The 15,812-nt window shown below is 69.5% G+C and carries 18 protein-coding genes; 13 read left to right on the top strand and 5 right to left on the bottom strand.

What is annotated here, in order from left to right; translation table 11 throughout:
* Positions 1-60 precede the first annotated feature (60 nt).
* Positions 61-759, bottom strand: coding sequence for an enoyl-CoA hydratase/isomerase family protein (locus ABI214_RS21025; RefSeq protein ID WP_348604397.1), 699 nt, complete (start codon positions 757-759; stop codon positions 61-63).
* A gap of 54 nt (positions 760-813) precedes the next feature.
* On the opposite strand from ABI214_RS21025, the gene ABI214_RS21020 reads away from it, so the two are divergent.
* The 3 genes from ABI214_RS21020 (at position 814) to ABI214_RS21010 (ending at position 3,821) form a co-directional block, all read left to right on the top strand.
* Entirely contained in the window at positions 814-1,599 is a 786-nt protein-coding gene (locus tag ABI214_RS21020) for a purine-nucleoside phosphorylase (protein ID WP_348604396.1), read from the top strand.
* Positions 1,596-3,077 carry a phospho-sugar mutase gene (locus ABI214_RS21015; protein WP_348604395.1) on the top strand — a complete coding sequence of 494 codons (1,482 nt, stop codon included), beginning with the start codon at positions 1,596-1,598 and terminating at the stop codon, positions 3,075-3,077. Before ABI214_RS21020 ends, ABI214_RS21015 begins: the two co-directional genes overlap by 4 nt.
* Before the next feature lie 96 nt (positions 3,078-3,173).
* Positions 3,174-3,821, top strand: coding sequence for a PepSY domain-containing protein (locus ABI214_RS21010; protein WP_348604394.1), 648 nt, complete (start codon positions 3,174-3,176; stop codon positions 3,819-3,821).
* A gap of 5 nt (positions 3,822-3,826) precedes the next feature.
* Here ABI214_RS21010 and upp read toward each other — a convergent pair whose 3' ends face one another.
* Positions 3,827-4,450, bottom strand: coding sequence for a uracil phosphoribosyltransferase (gene upp / locus ABI214_RS21005; protein ID WP_348604393.1), 624 nt, complete (start codon positions 4,448-4,450; stop codon positions 3,827-3,829).
* Between the two features lie 116 nt (positions 4,451-4,566).
* Here upp and ABI214_RS21000 point away from each other — a divergent pair, with 116 nt between their 5' ends.
* The 5 genes from ABI214_RS21000 to ABI214_RS20980 are packed head-to-tail and all read left to right on the top strand — an operon-like array spanning position 4,567 to position 7,997.
* Positions 4,567-4,884: a type VII secretion target gene (locus tag ABI214_RS21000; RefSeq protein WP_348604392.1), complete on the top strand. Its 318-nt coding sequence runs from the start codon at positions 4,567-4,569 to the stop codon at positions 4,882-4,884.
* Positions 4,881-6,047: a C40 family peptidase gene (locus ABI214_RS20995; RefSeq protein ID WP_348604391.1), complete on the top strand. Its 1,167-nt coding sequence runs from the start codon at positions 4,881-4,883 to the stop codon at positions 6,045-6,047. Before ABI214_RS21000 ends, ABI214_RS20995 begins: the two co-directional genes overlap by 4 nt.
* A 10-nt stretch (positions 6,048-6,057) precedes the next feature.
* Positions 6,058-6,402: a hypothetical protein gene (locus ABI214_RS20990; RefSeq protein ID WP_348604390.1), complete on the top strand. Its 345-nt coding sequence runs from the start codon at positions 6,058-6,060 to the stop codon at positions 6,400-6,402.
* The gene (locus tag ABI214_RS20985; protein ID WP_348604389.1) at positions 6,399-6,704 is read left to right on the top strand and encodes a YbaB/EbfC family nucleoid-associated protein; all 306 of its coding nucleotides are present in this window, start codon (positions 6,399-6,401) and stop codon (positions 6,702-6,704) included. Before ABI214_RS20990 ends, ABI214_RS20985 begins: the two co-directional genes overlap by 4 nt.
* Positions 6,705-6,752: 48 nt before the next feature.
* Entirely contained in the window at positions 6,753-7,997 is a 1,245-nt protein-coding gene (locus ABI214_RS20980; protein WP_348604388.1) for a primosomal protein, read from the top strand.
* A gap of 1 nt (position 7,998) precedes the next feature.
* Here the strand turns inward: ABI214_RS20980 and ABI214_RS20975 are convergent, their stop codons facing one another.
* Both ABI214_RS20975 and ABI214_RS20970 read right to left on the bottom strand, forming a co-directional pair.
* The gene (locus ABI214_RS20975) at positions 7,999-9,087 is read right to left on the bottom strand and encodes an adenosine deaminase (RefSeq protein WP_348604387.1); all 1,089 of its coding nucleotides are present in this window, start codon (positions 9,085-9,087) and stop codon (positions 7,999-8,001) included.
* Between the two features lie 92 nt (positions 9,088-9,179).
* On the bottom strand, positions 9,180-9,596 hold the full coding sequence (locus ABI214_RS20970; RefSeq protein WP_348604386.1) for a cytidine deaminase: 417 nt from the start codon (positions 9,594-9,596) through the stop codon (positions 9,180-9,182).
* A gap of 253 nt (positions 9,597-9,849) precedes the next feature.
* On the opposite strand from ABI214_RS20970, the gene sdhC reads away from it, so the two are divergent.
* The 5 genes from sdhC to ABI214_RS20945 all read left to right on the top strand — a co-directional run bounded on the left by sdhC (position 9,850) and on the right by ABI214_RS20945 (position 14,766).
* Positions 9,850-10,254, top strand: coding sequence for a succinate dehydrogenase, cytochrome b556 subunit (gene sdhC / locus ABI214_RS20965; RefSeq protein WP_348604385.1), 405 nt, complete (start codon positions 9,850-9,852; stop codon positions 10,252-10,254).
* A gap of 1 nt (position 10,255) precedes the next feature.
* Positions 10,256-10,699, top strand: a complete 444-nt coding sequence (locus tag ABI214_RS20960) for a succinate dehydrogenase hydrophobic membrane anchor subunit (RefSeq protein ID WP_348604384.1) — start codon at positions 10,256-10,258, stop codon at positions 10,697-10,699.
* Between the two features lie 15 nt (positions 10,700-10,714).
* Positions 10,715-12,466, top strand: a complete 1,752-nt coding sequence (gene sdhA / locus ABI214_RS20955) for a succinate dehydrogenase flavoprotein subunit (RefSeq protein WP_348604383.1) — start codon at positions 10,715-10,717, stop codon at positions 12,464-12,466.
* A complete protein-coding gene (locus tag ABI214_RS20950; protein WP_348604382.1) occupies positions 12,466-13,242 on the top strand; it encodes a succinate dehydrogenase iron-sulfur subunit in 777 nt (258 codons plus the stop codon). The genes sdhA and ABI214_RS20950 overlap by 1 nt, the downstream gene beginning before the upstream one ends.
* Before the next feature lie 189 nt (positions 13,243-13,431).
* Positions 13,432-14,766: a D-alanyl-D-alanine carboxypeptidase family protein gene (locus ABI214_RS20945; protein ID WP_348604381.1), complete on the top strand. Its 1,335-nt coding sequence runs from the start codon at positions 13,432-13,434 to the stop codon at positions 14,764-14,766.
* 20 nt (positions 14,767-14,786) lie between these two features.
* On the opposite strand, the gene yhjD is transcribed toward ABI214_RS20945, so the two are convergent.
* A complete protein-coding gene (yhjD, locus tag ABI214_RS20940) occupies positions 14,787-15,812 on the bottom strand; it encodes an inner membrane protein YhjD (protein ID WP_348604380.1) in 1,026 nt (341 codons plus the stop codon).

Raw genomic sequence — 15,812 nt, 5'->3', positions numbered from 1 at the left:
GCCGCCGGGGATCCTGACCTCACATTCCCCAGTCTCTCACTCCCGCGGGCCCGGTCCCGGTCAACCGAACTTGAAGTTGCTCTCGTCGGTCGTGGTGCCCAGCGCGTCGAGCGTGTCGCGGTGGATACCCCGCTTGATGCCCGACAGGTTCGCGCCGTGGGTCGAGACCAGTGCCGACGCGCGGGCCACGGCCGAGTCGAGCACCAACTCGCCCTCGACGGCGTCGTCGACGATCCCGGCCGCGAGCGCATCGCCGCCGCCGTAGCGACGACCCGTCGTCATCGCCTCGACGGCCGCTTGGCGCGGCAGCCGGGACGTGAGGAGCGCGGACATGCCCAGCGTGAACGGCATGTTCAGGTTGACCTCGGGCAGGCAGTAGTAGCCGCGGTCGCTGCGCATCACGCGGAAGTCGTGCGCGCTCGCCAGCATCGCGCCGGCGCCGAACGCGTGCCCCTGCACGGCCGCGATCGTCGCCATCGGGAACGTCAGCAGGCGCGTGTAGATCGTGTGGACCCGGTCCAGGTAGCCGGTGAGCTTGTCGAGGTTGCCGAAGAGCCAGTCGGTGTCGAGGCCGTTGGTGTAGAACTTCCCGGTCGCGGTCGTGACCAGGGCCGCGGGTCCCTCGTGCGCCTCGACCTCGTCGAGCAACGCGTGCGTCGCGTCGATCCAGTCGGGGTGGAACCGATTCTCGTTGTCCGTCTCACCCTCGTTGCCGAGGTACAGGACGAAGACGTCGCCTTGACGATTCAGGTATGGCATGGCCGCGATACTACCCGTGAGTAACATCGTGTGGCGGCACTACTCTGTCGGTTCATGGGCACACTCGAGCAGCAGGCCGCCGACGTCCTCGCCGACCGCACCGGAATCCCGAAACACTCCGCGGCCGTCGTCCTCGGGTCCGGCTGGCAGGCCGCCGCCGACGCGCTCGGCGAGCCGGCCACGGTCGTGCCGATGGCCGACCTGCCCGGCTTCGCGACCCCCTCCGCGGTGGGCCACGCCGGGACCGTGCGATCGGTGCGGGTGGGCGACGCCGCCGTGCTGGTGCTGCTCGGTCGGGCGCACGCGTACGAGGGCCACGACCTGGCACGGGTGGTGCACCCGGTGCGGACCGCGATCGCGGCCGGGGCGCAGACCGTGATCCTCACCAACGCGGCCGGCGGCATCCGGGACGGCATGAGCGTCGGCCAGCCCGTCCTCATCAGCGATCATCTCAACCTCACCGCGCGCTCCCCGCTCGTCGGCGCGCAGTTCGTCGACCTGGTCGACGCCTACAGCCCGCGACTGCGCGAACTGGCCCGGATGATCGACCCGTCGCTCGCCGAGGGCGTGTACGCCGGTCTTCCCGGCCCGCACTACGAGACGCCCGCCGAGATCCGCATGCTGCGCACCCTCGGCGCCGACCTGGTCGGGATGTCGACGGTGCACGAGACCATCGCGGCCCGCGCGCTCGGCGCCGACGTGCTCGGCATCTCGCTGGTGACGAACCTCGCGGCCGGCATCACCGGCGCACCCCTCGACCACGCAGAGGTCCTCGCCGCGGGACAGGCGTCCGCCGCCCGCATGGGCGGGTTGCTGCGCAACCTGCTGGCCCGGTTGTGACCCTCCGCTTCGGCACCGCCGGTCTGCGTGGACCCGTCGGCGACGGGCCCGACTGCATGAACATCGGCGTCGTCGAACGAACCACCGCCGGGCTCGCGGCGTGGCTGCGCGACAAGTGCCTCGGCGGGGGTGTCGTGGTCGTGGGCCGCGATGCCCGGCACGGTTCGGAGGAGTTCGCCCGCGCCGCCGCCGAGGTGCTGGCGGCGGACGGCTTCGACGTCGTGCTGCTGCCGCGGCCGCTGCCCACCCCCGTCGTCGCGTTCGCGGTGCGCCGACTCGGCGCGGTCGCCGGGGTCCAGATCACCGCGTCGCACAACCCGCCCGCCGACAACGGCTACAAGGTGTACGTGCACGGCGGCGCGCCGCTCGCGGCGCCGGCCGACCGCGAGATCGAGGACGCGATCGCGCGGGCGGGGCGGATCCGGCGCAGCCCCGTCACCCCGGCCGACGACGCGCTGGTGACGGCCTACCTGGACCGGGTCGCGACGCTGCCGTACGGCACCCGGCGTGACGTCCGGATCGCCCTCACTCCCCTGCACGGCGTCGGCGGCGCCGTCGCGACGGCCGCGCTGCGCGCCGCAGGCTTCACCGACGTCCACACCGTGGCAACGCAATTCGATCCCGACCCGAACTTCCCGACGGTCACCTTCCCGAACCCCGAAGAGCCCGGGGCGACCGACCAGGTGCTGGCCCTCGCCGAATGCGTCGGCGCCGACGTCGCGATCGCGCTCGACCCGGACGCGGACCGCTGCGCCGTCGGCGTTCCCGGCCCGGGCGGCTGGCGGATGCTCACCGGCGACGAGACCGGCGCACTGCTCGGCGACCGGATCCTCGCGCACGCACCCGGGGACGCCCTGGTCGCGACGACGATCGTGTCGTCGACGCTGCTGGGCCGCATCGCCGACGCCCGCGGTCGGCGGTCCGCCCGCACGCTCACCGGATTCAAGTGGTTGGTCCGCGCCGGCGCCGGGCTCGTGTACGCGTACGAGGAGGCCGTCGGGCACTGCGTCGACCCGGACGTCGTGCGCGACAAGGACGGCATCTCGGCCGCCGTCCTGGTCGCCGACCTCGTGGCCGATCTCGCGGGCGCCGGGCGGACGCTTCAGGACGCGCTCGACGACCTCGCGGTGGAGTTCGGGGTCCACATCACCGGCCAGGTGTCCCGACGGTTCGTCGACCTCGACGAGATCTCTCGCACGATGGACCAACTGCGCGCCCACTCACCGGCCGAGATCGCCGGAATCGAGGTCGAGGCAACCGACCTCGCCGCAGTCCGGGGCCCGCTGCGCACCGACGCGGTCGTGTTCACCGGACCGGGACTGCAGGTGACGGTCCGGCCTTCGGGCACCGAGCCGAAGCTCAAGGCCTACTTCGAGGTGGTCGAACCGGTCCCGTCCGCCGATGTCACGGCCGCCCGCGCCGCCGCGATCGAACTCGCCGGGCTGGTCCGACGGTGCCTGGAGGGCCTGGGCGCGTAGCCGTCCGGCGCACCGCGGAGGTCCCGCTGCCCGATCCCGAACCCTGATACAACGTTCGAGGCATCGGAGAGCGGCGATTCGGGAGGTTTCGGCGATATGAGGATTTTCCGCGACAGTCCTACATCCCGGGTGCGGACGGCGGCTGTCGTCGGCGTCGCGCTCATCGCCCTGGCCGGCTGCAGCAGCGACGGCGGAAGCAGCGCCACGACGACCACCTCCACGAGCGCCTCGGCGGCGAGCACCTCCGCGAACGCCGCCGCGGCCGCAACGTCCGCGCCGGGTGCCTCGCCTGCGCAGTCGGCAGCGTCGGCGCCGTCCATGGCGCCGGGCTGGAACGCGAAGGTCTTCGAACACGCCGGCCGCACCGCAATCGCGGCGGTTCCAGGCAGCTCGCTGGTCTCCCTCGAGGAGAACAGCGACGGTAGTTGGGTGGTCTATCTCGTCGACGCCGACGGCGCCACGATCACCGTCGGCGTCTCCCCCGACGGCGACAGCATCATCGCAGGACCGACGGCCGACGGGGAACGACACACGGGTAGCGAAGAAGCAGACCTCGACTACACCGCCGCCACAGGCATCGTCCTCGCGGAGGTCCCGGACGGCCGGATCACCGACCTGCAGCTCGTCGTGGAGAAGGGCGGCATGTTCGTGTGGGAGGCCGACGTGATCGACGCCACCGGAGCGCAGCGCGCCGTCGACGTCGACGCAGTCACCGGCCGGGTCCTGCAGAACGCGACGCGCTGACCGAGCTAGCGCGGTCCGAACTGGCGGTCGCCCGCGTCGCCGAGACCCGGGACGATGAAGGCGTTCTCGTCGAGACCCTCGTCGATCGTCGCCGTGATCAGGCGCACCGGGAGACCGGAGCTCGCGAGCGCCTCGACCCCCTGCGGAGCGGCGACGACGCACACCGCCGTGATGTCGGTGGCGCCACGGGCGACGAGAAGTTCGATCGTGTGGACCATCGAACCGCCGGTCGCGAGCATCGGGTCGAGCACGTACACCGGGATGCCGGACAGGTCGGCCGGCAGCGACTCGAGGTACGGCACCGGCTGGTGCGTGTCCTCGTCGCGGGCCATGCCGACGAAGCCGACCTGCGACTGCGGGATCAGCGAGCTGGCCTGCTCGATCATGCCGAGGCCGGCCCGCAGGACCGGGACCAGCAACGGCGGCTGCGCCAGACGGACGCCCGTCGTGACGGCGACCGGCGTCTTGACCTCGAACTCTGCGGTCGGCGCGTCGCGGATGGCCTCGTAGATCAGCATCTGGGTGAGCTGCCGCAGCGCGGACCGGAACGTGGCGTTGTCGCTGCGCTCGTCCCGCATCCTCGTCAGGAGTGCTGCTGCCAGAGGATGGTCGACCACCTGCGTTTCCATGACTGCAAAGGATAGTTGGACGGACCCCGCCCCCGGAACCGGCCCGAATCCGGATGGAACCGAATCGGGGTCCGCTGCGTCGAACACTGCGACGAACAGTTTCGATGGGGGATGCGATGACTGAATTCTCGGCGACCACGGCAGGAATCGCGGCGTTCGGCACCACCGCTGCGACGCTCGCCACGCAAGCCGAAGCGGCCGGGGTGGGGGCCGCAGCGGCAGGACCGGCGCTGCTCGGCCCGGTATTCGGACTGATCGGCGGCGACTTTCTGGCGGCCTTCGGCGGCGCGCAGGCGGCACACGCGGCGCAGCTCGATCGGCTCGCGTCGGCGTGGGCGTCGATGAGCGATGCCGCGCTCACCACCGCGGCGGCGTACGACGCCACCGACGCGGGCACCACCGCCGCGCTGGGCGCCACCGGGGTGGTGTCGTGATCGACGTGCTCGCCCGCCCGGTCGTGGACCTGCTCGGGGCCTTCGGCACCGGCGCCCTGCCCGGCGGATCACCTGCGGACGCCATGCGCGCGGCATCCGACGCGATCGACGCCGTGCACGCGATCGGCCGGATCGGGATCAGCGACCTGGGCGGGGTGTGGACCGGTGTCGCCGCCGATGCCGCCATCGGCAAGGCGGAGGCGACCCAGACCGCGTCGGTGGAGCTGTCCGACCGTGGCCGGGAGATAGCGGTCGTCGTCGAGGCCGCATCGGAGACCGTGCGGGCCGGGACGGCCGAACTGCAGGAAATCCTGCATTCCTTCCTGTCGATCGCGTCCTCCGCGCTCCCCGTCCTGGGGACGCCCGCCGGGGTGACGATGCTGATCAGCGCCGCGGTCGAGCACCTCGGCCGGGCCCTCGCCGTCGTCGAGAGGGTGCGCGGCGAGCTGGCCGTCCACACCGCGAAGATGGTCGAGCTCACCGCACCGGATCCCGTCCCCACCGACGCCCGCACCGTCGCCGCGTCGGTGAGCGCGCCCGCTCCCACCACCGCGGCCGCCGCCGTGCCGGGTCCGGTCACACCGCAGGCCGACGCCGCGAGCCGCTTCGTATCGGCGTTCACCGGCTCCTCCACCGGGTCGACGACGTCGTCGTTCGGCGGAGCATCGTCCGCCCGCACGGCGTCGTACGACTCCGGTTCGAGTCCGGCGGCGGTCGAGGCCGGGAGCGCCGCCGGCTCGAGCTCGTACGATCCACGTTTCGGCGGCAGCGGAGTCGAGATCGTGCTGCCCGACGGCAGCACCGCCGTCGCGCCCAACGTGGAGGCCGCCGACGCCGTTCGCAGCGCACTCACGCAGCAGGGTGTGCCGTACGAGTGGGGCGGCACCACCCCGGGCCAGGGCCTGGACTGCAGCGGGTTGACGCAGTGGGCGTACAGCGAAGCCGGAGTGGACCTGCCGCGCCTCGCGCAGGAGCAGAACATCGGCACGCCGGTCGACCAGGAGAACCTCATGCCCGGCGACCTCGCCGTGTGGGACGGACACGTCGCGATGGTGATCGGCAACGGCCAGATGGTCGAGGCCGGGGATCCCGTCAGCGTCAGCGCCGTTCGAACCACCAACAGCGGCATGGGCTTCTACGGCTTCTACCGCCCCACCGAGTGATCGGAGAATCATGACGACCGAACCGTTCCCGCCGCCCACCACCGTGGCGTCGGCGATCAACCGGGCCCGCACCGTCGCGGTCCGCACCACCGAGACCGGTCTCCCGGTCGACATCCGCATCGACCGCAGCGAGCTGCGTTACGGCGGCGACCACCTGGCCCAGGAAATCCTCCGGCTGTGCCGGGAGGCGGGCCGGGAAGCCGGCGCCCGCCGTCGCGACGAACTCGCCCGCGAGGGCGTGCACCGCGACGTGCTCGACCGGCTCGGGCTGCCGACCCGCGACGACGTCGCGACCGCCGAGCAGGCCGCCGACGAGAACCTCGAGGCGCCGACGAGCTGGATGCGTGTTGTATGAGCGCGGGCGAGATGGATGCGCTCGTGGCGCGCGCGACGGCGCAACTGAATCTGCTCGACGACGCGCTGGGCTCGCTGCATGCCATCCGGGCGGAGGCCGTGAGCGACGACGGGCGCGTGCGCGTGGAAGTCGACGGCAACGGCAGTCCGATCGGGCTGTGGCTCAGCGATTCGCTCCACGATCTCGATGCCCGCGTACTGGCACGGACGATCACCGAGACCGCGCACCGGGCCGCGGCGGCCGCCGCCGCCGAACGGAATCGGATCACGGGCGCGTTGTTCGACACATACGGCGTGAGCTGATCGGTGTCCGGCTATAACTTTGGCCCCGACGTGGCTAGGCTTCCGGCCATGGCTGGAGACATCGTCCCGATCGAACTCGGTCTGACGCGAGGCGACCTCGTCACGCTGTGGGCCCCGCGTTGGCGCGAAGGCGACGACGAGTGGGAGGCGTTCCTCGGCCACGAGGAGGACCTGTACGGGTTCGCCTCGGTCGCCGCGCTCGCAGCGTTCATTCGCACCAACAACGACAACGACCTGGTCGACCATCCGGCCTGGCCCGTCGTCTCCAAGCTGGCCGCGCCGGAACTCGAGCCGGAGGAGAACTTCACCTTCGACCTGGTCGGTGTCCCCGAGCTCGCCGCCGGCGACCCGGAGGCGCTCACCCTCACGGAGCTCGAGAGCACACTCGACATGGTGCGCAACATCGGCGAGGTCTGCGATCTCGAACCGGTGGTGAAGTTCTTCGCGAACCACCCCGAGATCGCCTACCTGCGCGGCGGTGTGGGCCAGTTCGTCGGCCGCGACGGTGAGGCCCTGTGGGACCGCATCGGCACCGCGGTCGCCGAGGACTGGGACGCCGTCATCGACGCCGTCGACTCGATCGTCGCGACGCCCGACGTCGACGCGGAGTCCCTCTCCGTCGCCGAGGCCGAGATCCTCGCAGCCGAGGAGAACGTCGTCGACGCCGACGACGACGCCGAGGCCGACGAGGACTACGAGGAGTTCGACACCGACGAGGAGCACGAAGAGGAGGCGGACCAGGAGGAGACCTTCTGGACCGGCGTCGGGATCGACCCGATCAAGATCATCACGTCGGAGACCACCTATTACTCGCTGCGCTGCTACCTCGACGAGCACGCTGTGTTCCTCGGGCGCGGCGGCAGGATCTCGGTCTTCGGCTCCGAACGCGCACTCGCCCGCTACCTCGCCGACAACCACGACCACGACCTGGCCCGGGTCAGCACGTACGAGCAGGTGCAGAACGCGGCCGTCGACGGCTCGCTCGACGTCGAGGTCACCGACGAGAACGTCTACGTCCTGCCCGGACTGGCCGACGACCTCGCCGAGGGACCCGACGCCGTCGACGCCGACCAGCTGGAATTGGCCGTCGAATTGTTCACCGATGCAGCGGACTTCGCGAGGGACGACGCCACCGACGCCGCCCTGGCGTCGTCGACTCCCCTCGGCTGGTACGTCTCGTACATCATCGAGCCCACCCCCGGCCGGATGACGCCGAATCCGCCCTTCCAGGCGGAGGCCGATACGTGGCGGGCGCTCGAGGCCGAGTTCGAGGCACGGCTGCGACCCGAATAGGTCAGCCGATCAGGACCGCGTAGCCGGGCTTGATGACGTCGTCGATCAGCGCGAGCCGCTGGTCGAACGGGATGAACGCCGACTTCATCGCATTGATGGTGAAGCGCTCGAGGTCGCTCCAGCCGTACCCGAAGGTGTTGACGAGCGCCAGCATCTCGCGGCTCATCGTGGTGTCGCTCATCAGGCGGTTGTCGGTGTTGACGGTGACCCGGAACCGCTGGCGGGCGAGGAGGTCGAACGGATGCTCCTCGAGGTTCGCGACCGCGCCGGTCTGCACATTCGAGCTGGGGCACAGCTCGAGCGGAATACGCTTGTCCCGCACGTAGTTCGCAAGCAGGCCCAGCGTGACGTCGCCGTCCGGGCCGACGGTGATGTCGTCGGTGATGCGGACCCCGTGCCCCAGCCGATCGGTACCGCAGAACGCGATGGCCTCGTGGATCGACGGCAGTCCGAACGCCTCGCCGGCGTGGATCGTGAAATGCGCGTTGCAGTTCCGCATGTACTCGAACGCGTCGAGGTGGCGACTCGGCGGATATCCGGCCTCGGCGCCGGCGATGTCGAATCCGACCACCCCGCGATCGCGGAACCGGACGGCGAGTTCGGCGATCTCCCGGGACCGCGCGGCGTGGCGCATCGCGGTGAGCAGGCAGCCGATGCGGATCTCGTGCCCGGCCTCGCGTGCTGCGGCCTCACCCTCCCGGAACCCTTCGAGGACGTGATCGACCACTTCGTCGAGATCGAGGCCCGCCTCGAGATGCTGCTCCGGGGCGAAGCGCACCTCGGCATAGACGACACCGTCGGCCGCGAGGTCCTCGGCGCACTCGCGAGCCACCCGCCGCAGACCGGCCGGGTTCTGCATCACCGCGACGGTGTGCGCGAACGTCTCCAGGTACCGCTCGAGCGATCCGCTGTCCGCGGCGTCGCGGAACCACCGCGCCAGCTCGTCCGGGGTGTCGGCGGGCAGTCCGGTGTACCCGCACTGGGCGGCCATTTCCGCGACGGTAGCCGGGCGCAGTCCCCCGTCGAGGTGGTCGTGCAGCAGAACCTTCGGTGCCCGGCGGAGGTACTCGAGATCCAACGGCGCTGTCATGGGTCGACGGTAGCCGCGCCATCCGTCGAATGCGTGTCACGCGGGTTCCGGGTGTCGGAATCCCGGACGACGATCAGGTGTACCGACCCGTGTCAGCGTCCGGCGGGACCCCGTCGTAGTCCCGCGGCCTCGTCGGGTCCGAACGCGTCGGGCAACAACTCCCCCAGGGCCCGCACCCCGGAGCGCGTGTCGACGAGCAGATCGGCGCCTCCGTGTTCGAGAAGTAGCTGTCGGCACCGTCCGCACGGCATCAGGATCTCGCCACTTCCGTCACAGCAGGTGAACGCTGCCAATCGGCCACCACCACCGGAAACGAAGTTACCGACGAGTACGCACTCGGCGCACAAGCTGAGACCGTATGAGACATTTTCCACATTGCATCCGGACACGATATGACCATCAGCTGTGAGTGCCGCAGCCCCCACGGGGTACCCGGAGTACGGGGCATAGGCCCGCTCAGTTGCCCGACGAGCATTGTCGCGCAACAACTTCCAGTCGACCAGGGTCATAGGTCCCGATCCAACCACGCGTCCTGAATTGATGCAGAGGATCGACTCCCCGACACGTTTCCCATATGGGAAGGCAAACCTAACAAGCATTTTCGGTCCCGTACGAACCACAGAGGGAATTAGTTCCCGGATTCGGTTGGGTTTAGAGTTCACAGAAGTCGGTTTAGGTTCTCGTCGAGCCCGAGCTGCGGTATATCCGAAAAGCTGTGCAGGCTCGACGCGCCCACCAAAGACGTTGGAGGCACAGCACTCGATGAGCAGCACGACTGAAGCCGCTCCCGCGAAGGAGCGCACCCGGTCGCTTTACCGGGGCGACCCCGGCATGTGGTCCTGGGTTCTACACCGGATCACCGGCGTCGCAACATTCTTCTTCCTTTTCGTCCATGTCCTGGACACCGCGCTCGTGCGCGTCAACCCGGACACCTACGACCGGGTCATCGAGACCTACAAGAACCCGGTCGTCGGACTCATGGAACTCGCACTCGTGGCCATGGTGCTGTACCACGCACTCAACGGCGTGCGCGTGATGCTGGTGGACTTCTGGTCGAAGGGCCCGCAGTACCAGCGCCTCATGCTCTGGATCATCATTGCGATCTGGTTCGTGGTCATGATCCCGGGCGCCGGTCGCATCTTCTACAACATGTTTGCGGGGCACTGACATGACGACAGAAGCGAAGTCCCTCGGCAAGGCGTACGACCGCCCCGCCAGCCTGGACAACCCCCGCTCGCCGCGTCGGCCGGCGAAGAACAACTTCGAGCTCTACGCGTGGCTCTTCATGCGTTTCTCGGGCCTGGCGCTGATCATCCTCGTCCTGGGCCACCTGTTCATCATGCTGATGCTCGACAACGGCGTGCACCGCATCAACTTCGCGTTCGTCGCGGGTCGCTGGTCCAGCCCGTTCTGGCAGTTCTGGGACCTCACCATGCTCTGGCTCGCCCAGCTGCACGGCGGTAACGGCCTGCGCACGGTCATCGCGGACTACTCGCGTAAGGACTCCACCCGGTTCTGGCTCAACACGATCCTGGTCGTGTCGATGATCCTGATCATGGGCCTGGGCACCTACGTCATCTTCACCTTCGACCCCAACATCTCGGCGAGCTAGGGGAGCAGAGACTTCATGCAGGAACATCGTTATGACGTCGTCATCGTCGGCGCCGGTGGCGCTGGCATGCGCGCAGCCATCGAGGCCGGCCCCCGCGCCCGGACCGCGGTTCTGACCAAGCTGTACCCCACGCGTAGCCACACCGGCGCGGCCCAGGGCGGTATGTGCGCGGCTCTCGCCAACGTCGAGGAAGACAACTGGGAGTGGCACACCTTCGACACCGTCAAGGGCGGCGACTACCTCGCCGACCAGGACGCGGTCGAGATCATGGCCAAGGAAGCCATCGACGCGGTGCTGGACCTCGAGAAGATGGGTCTTCCGTTCAACCGCACCCCCGAGGGCAAGATCGACCAGCGTCGTTTCGGTGGCCACACCCGCGATCACGGCAAGGCACCGGTTCGCCGCGCGTGCTACGCCGCCGACCGCACCGGCCACATGATCCTGCAGACGCTCTACCAGAACTGCGTCAAGCACGACGTCGAGTTCTTCAACGAGTTCTACGCGCTCGACATCGCGCTGACCGAGACCCCCGAGGGCCCCGTCGCGACCGGCGTCATCGCCTACGAGCTCGCGACCGGCGAACTCCACGTCTTCCACGCGAAGTCGATCGTGTTCGCCACCGGTGGCTCGGGCCGCATGTACAAGACGACGTCCAACGCGCACACCCTCACCGGTGACGGCATGGGCATCATCTTCCGCAAGGGCCTGCCGCTCGAGGACATGGAGTTCCACCAGTTCCATCCGACGGGACTGGCCGGGCTCGGCATCCTCATCTCCGAGGCCGTCCGCGGCGAGGGCGGCATCCTCCGCAACGCCGACGGTGAGCGCTTCATGGAGCGCTACGCCCCCACCATCAAGGACCTCGCGCCGCGCGACATCGTCGCCCGCTCGATGGTGCTCGAGGTGCTCGAGGGTCGCGGCGCCGGTCCGAACAAGGACTACGTCTACATCGACGTCACGCACCTCGGCGAGGACGTGCTCGAGGAGAAGCTCCCCGACATCACCGAGTTCGCCCGCACCTACCTGGGCGTCGACCCGGTCACCGAGCTCGTGCCGGTCTACCCGACCTGCCACTACGTGATGGGCGGCATCCCCACCAAGATCAACGGTGAGGTGCTGCGCAACAACGAGGACCACGTCCCCGGCCTGTACGCCGCCGGCGAGTGCGCGTGCGTCTCGGTGCACGGCGCGAACCGCCTGGGCACCAACTCGCTGCTCGACATCAACGTCTTCGGTCGCCGCGCCGGCATCGCCGCCGCCGCGCACGCCGAGAACTCCGAGTTCGTCGAGCTGCCCGAGAACCCGGCCGAGAAGGTCGAGAAGTGGCTCGAGGTCATCCTGTCCGACCACGGCCACGAGCGCGTCGCGGACATCCGCACCGAGCTGCAGCAGTCGATGGACAACAACGCGTCGGTGTTCCGCACCGAGGAGACCCTGACGCAGGCGCTCAAGGACATCAAGGCCCTCAAGGAGCGCTACAACCACATCACGGTCCAGGACAAGGGCAAGCGCTACAACAGCGACCTGCTCGAGGCCGTCGAGCTGGGCTTCCTGCTCGAGATGGCCGAGGTCACGGTCGTCGGTGCGCTCAACCGCAAGGAATCGCGTGGCGGCCACGCCCGCGAGGACTACCCGGATCGCAACGATGCCGAGTACATGCAGCACACGATGGCGTACAAGGAGGGATCGGAGCTCATCTCCCCGATCCGTCTGGACTACAAGCCGGTTGTCCAGACCCGCTACGAGCCGATGGAGCGTAAGTACTGATGTCCGCACCTGTCATGGACAAGGACGCACCCGCGCTGCCGCCCGTCCCCGAGGGCGCGGTCATGGTCACCCTCAAGATCGCCCGGTTCAACCCGGAGGATGGCGAGGGTCAGCGCTGGGAGAGCTTCCAGGTTCCCACCCTGCCGACCGACCGTCTGCTGAACCTGCTGCTGTACGTGAAGGGCTACCTGGACGGCACGCTGACGTTCCGTCGCTCCTGCGCACACGGCGTGTGCGGTTCGGACGCGATGCGCATCAACGGCGTCAACCGTCTGGCCTGCAAGGTCCTGATGCGCGACATGCTGCCCAAGGACGGCCGTCCGATCACCATTACCGTCGAGCCCATCAAGGGCCTGCCGGTCGAGAAGGATCTGCTGGTCAACATGGAGCCCTTCTTCGACGCGTTCCGCGCCGTGAAGCCGTTCCTCATCACGTCGGGCAACGAGCCGACCCGTGAGCGCATCCAGTCGCAGGCGGACCGTGCTCGCTTCGACGACACCACCAAGTGCATCCTGTGCGCGTGCTGCACCACGTCGTGCCCGGTGTACTGGAGCGACGGCACCTACTTCGGCCCGGCCGCGATCGTGAACGCTCACCGCTTCATCTTCGACAGCCGCGACGAGGCCGCCGCCGAGCGTCTCGACATCCTGAACGACAAGGACGGCGTGTGGCGCTGCCGCACGACGTTCAACTGCACCGACGCGTGCCCTCGTGGCATCCAGGTGACGAAGGCGATCCAGGAAGTCAAGCGCGCGCTGCTGTTCGCCCGCAAGTGACGTTCTGAGCACACAGCACCACCGTTTTGCGCACTTGGCGCTGCTCCCGGCCTGATCGGGACAGCGGCAAGTGCGCAAAACGCGTTTCAGGGCAGGTCGGGGGGTGGATCATGTGAGGGTGCCTCGACGCGCTCGTGACCGGCCTCACAACGACACGCCGGATCCGCTTCCCTACCCTGGATTGTCGTTATGACTGCACTCGTAAAGTCCGCGCGGCGGCGAATCCTCTTGACCGCGACGGCCTCCACACTCGCATTCGGCGCCGGAGTCGCTCCCGCGGCGGCTCTCCCTCTGGCAGCGCAGTCCCCCTTGGCAGCGGACGTGGACACGCTCACGACCACTCCCCCGTTCAGCACGCCCAACACCGACGCGTGCCCGCACCGGGACTCCCCACCGCCCGCCATCGACCTGTCGGAGGTGCCGCGGCCGGGCGAACAAGCGCCCGCCCCGGTTCCGGTACCGGACAAACCGGTCGGCGGCGACGCGCTCGGGAGCTGCACCATCATCACCGCCCCCGGCACCCCGCCGCTGCCGGCCGACATCTCCGCCACCGGATGGGTGCTCTCCGACCTCGACTCCGGTCAGGTCCTCGCCGCGAAGGACCCGCACGGCCGCTACCGGCCCGCCAGCACCATCAAGGTCCTGTTGTCGCTGGTCGCGCTCGACGAACTCGATCTGAACAAGACCTACGTCGCGAACGCCGCTGATGCCTCGATGGAGGGCAGTTCCGTCGGCCTCGGCGCCGGCGGCACGTACACCAACCACCAGCTGATGCAGGGGCTGGTGATGCGCTCGGGCAACGACGCCGCCCACGCGCTCGCTACGCAGCTCGGCGGCGACGAGGCCACCGTGGAGAAGATGAACGCGAAAGCGCGGTCCCTGGGCGCGCTGGACACCCGGACGGCGTCGGTCTCGGGTCTGGACGGGCCCGGCATGTCGACCTCGCCGTACGACCTCGCGCTGTTCTTCCGGGCGGCGATGCAGAACCCGACGTTCGCGCAGCTCATCTCCACCGAGTCGGTGGAGTTCCCGGGCCATCCGGCCGATCCGACCAAGCCCGACGACAAGCCGGTCGAGCCGCACCCGATCTACAACGACAACATGCTGCTCGCCAACTATCCGGGGGCGCTCGGCGGCAAGACCGGCTACACCGACGACGCCCGGCAGACGTTCGTGGGCGGCGCCGAACGTGACGGCCGGCGGCTCGCGGTGACCCTCATGGCGGCCGACGTCCTGCCGATCCGTCCGTGGGAGCAGGTTGCCAGGCTCCTCGACTACGGCTGGGCCGTCGCTCCCACCACGTCCGTCGGCGTCCTCGTCGATCCTGTCGCGCCATCGGACGGCCCGGCCGTGCAGGTCGCGGGGCCGGAAACGCACGGGCCCGGTGGGATGGATCTGGCGTCCGGTTCGGACCTGCCCAACAAGGACGTCGCGGGCCGTGTCGCGATCGGGATCGTCGGAGCCGGCGTGGTCGTGGGGCTGCTCGCTTGGGCGCGTGCCCTGACCCGTCGACGCCGCCGCTGACCCCGGAACGCGACCGAGGCTCAGTCGCCGCGGCGGCGCCACAGGCCGGCGAGGCCGATCGCGGCGAGCGCCCCGGCACCGGTGAACGCGAGCGCCTCTCGCACCGTCGGCGCCCGGCGCAGCTCCACCCGGGGCCGGATGACGGCCGAGTCGGGCGGCGGCACGTACGCGTTCTCGAGGTTCTCGCGCGCCGTGGCGGCCCACGCCGTCGCGAACAGGATCAGGCGGGCGGTGAGATTGCTGAACACGAGCAGACCGATGATCGGCCCGAACGCGACACCGGCCGGTCCCTGGCTGATGGCGGTCAGGTAGATCGCACCCACCTGCCGGAACAGCTCGAACACGATCGCGGCCCCGAAGGCCGCGCGGACGGCGCTGCGCACCGTCACCGGTTCCCGGGGCAGCCGCGCGATCACCCACGTGAGCAGGGCCCAGGTCGCGAGCACGCTGATCGTCACCGAGGCGATCCGCAGCGCCACCCCGATCCCGGTGACGCCCTCGAGGCCGAGCCACTCGACGACCCGCCGCGCGATCGGGCCGTTGCTGAGCGCCGACAGTCCGAACGTCACGACCATCGCCAGACCGAGGCCGAGCAAGGCCACCAGGTCCCGCAGCTTGGTCGCCACGAATCCGCCCGGCTGGTGGGTGTGCTCCCACATCGCGGTCAGCGCGTCACGCAGGTTCGCCGTCCAGCCGAGCCCGGCGTAGGCGGCGACGAGCAAACCGAGCGCGCCGACCCCGGCGCGGGAGGCGATGGCGGCGTCGATCAGACCGTTGACGGTCTCGCCGAGGCCGCCGGGCATGTTGTTGCTGACGTGGTCCTGGATCTCGGTGATCCACTCCGGATGACCGGCGAGCACGAAGCCCGCGACGGCGAACGCGACCATCAGGATCGGCACGATCGCCAGGACCGAGAAGTACGTGATCCCGGCGGCGTAGTAGTCGCCCTTCTGCTGCTGGTAGCGACCGCCCGCGCGGACCAGGTGATCGAGCCACGGCCGCGCCGCACGCTGCTTGTCGAGGAAGCTGGGTGCAGCGTCGGTCAT

Source organism: Prescottella soli, from assembly GCF_040024445.1.
In the GTDB taxonomy this organism is placed as follows: domain Bacteria; phylum Actinomycetota; class Actinomycetes; order Mycobacteriales; family Mycobacteriaceae; genus Prescottella; species Prescottella soli.
The sequence above is the reverse complement of the archived record's forward strand: the minus strand, read 5'-3'. Positions and strand labels throughout refer to the sequence as shown.